Annotated in this window: 1 protein-coding gene; it reads right to left on the bottom strand. The window is 42.5% G+C overall.

What is annotated here, in order from left to right; all coding sequences use genetic code 11:
• Positions 1 to 1294: hypothetical protein (locus tag RH85_RS10350; RefSeq protein ID WP_206536047.1), on the bottom strand; the 1294-nt coding region annotated here is incomplete at its 3' end.
• Positions 1295 to 1419 lie beyond the last annotated feature (125 nt).

Here is a 1419-nt window from a genome sequence, read left to right as displayed (position 1 = left end):
TTCTAAGATAATGAATCTTACCCGGCAGCATATTGACCGTGGTATTTCTCTCCATGTCTGCAGATTCCAAGGCAAATTCATCATTATCAAACTGATAATCAACCACCACTTGGCTATAAGGTTTCATCTCTATCAGCGTGTTATTCGTAATGGCTTGTGTCGCTTTTCGGCCTGAGACCTTATCGTGTATTTTGACTTTACCTTCTAGCGCATCATCAAGGCCGTTCACTTCAATCGCACTCGTACTGCCTGATCGTGTTTCTTTAAAATAGGCTCGGTTCGCTGTCACATAGGCAGTCGTTGAAAATGAGCCGTTGTAAGTGACTATTCCCTCTTTTTGTCGGCGAATACCCACAGAACTGTTAAAAGCGTCATGACGATAAGAGCCATTGACATAGGCGTCTAACTGTTTATTTTCCTGTACAGAAACGTCGCTCTCTTCCACATAACGATGCGAAACACCGCCATTGAACGACAACTCATCATTCAAACGAACATTGGTTGATAACTGATTATTAAATTCCCCTCGCCCACCGTTTTGGGTATAGGTCCCGCTATAATGCGTTTGCGTGCTCAATGGAATAGACAAACCAAAATTGATGTTATTTTGAGTATCATTGCCACTGTATGAGGCATATAAACTCACCCCATTGCTAAACGAATAGTTTGTATTTACGTTGTAACTGAGATAGTCATCTTCTCCCAGTTCGTTATAACTAGCACTTAACCCTAAACTGAACAGACCAAAACTTTTGTTCATCCCGCTAGAAATCAATAAGCTATCTTGGTTACCTAGATAACTCTCTTGTCGCGCATCATCCACTTCGGTTTTCGTTAGCGATAAGTTCAACAGATTAGAATAAACATCTGCATTGATACGACTCGCATGTTGACCCAAGGAATACTTTACGCTCAAACGATAATCATTGATGTTAGCGTAATACCCAACCCCAGCGAACCACTCCTCTTCAACCAAAGAAATGCCACCAATTGCACTTTGTTGCTGATAAAGCGGAACGCTCAAGCCCGTATCGAAAACCAGGCTATCTTTATTATTTGTATTAGACTGCTCTTTAGCACCAAGTCGACTGTAGAAAGAGCGCTCGCTCGCATCAAACGCATCGCTATTTGAAACAAAATTATTGCCACTAAACACGACATCATCGTTGTTGGTGACCTCATACTCCACCGCGTAGTTTCCATAGGGTAACGCAGAATAAGGAATACGGTTTCTACCCGAAAGAATATTGCTTTGATAAATCAACTCTCGCTGAGGGTTATAGACTGACAGCACCCCCCTCAGACGGAGAGAAAAAATCCACACTCCGCGCAGCAAAATTCTTAATCTCAAGCCGCTTTTGATTGGAGATCTCCGCCCCTACAAAGCGTTCATTCATTAAGCTATTTTGCCCCGCGACA

The organism is Vibrio ichthyoenteri ATCC 700023 (genome assembly GCF_000222605.1).
GTDB classification, from domain to species: domain Bacteria; phylum Pseudomonadota; class Gammaproteobacteria; order Enterobacterales; family Vibrionaceae; genus Vibrio; species Vibrio ichthyoenteri.
The sequence above is the reverse complement of the archived record's forward strand: the minus strand, read 5'-3'. Positions and strand labels throughout refer to the sequence as shown.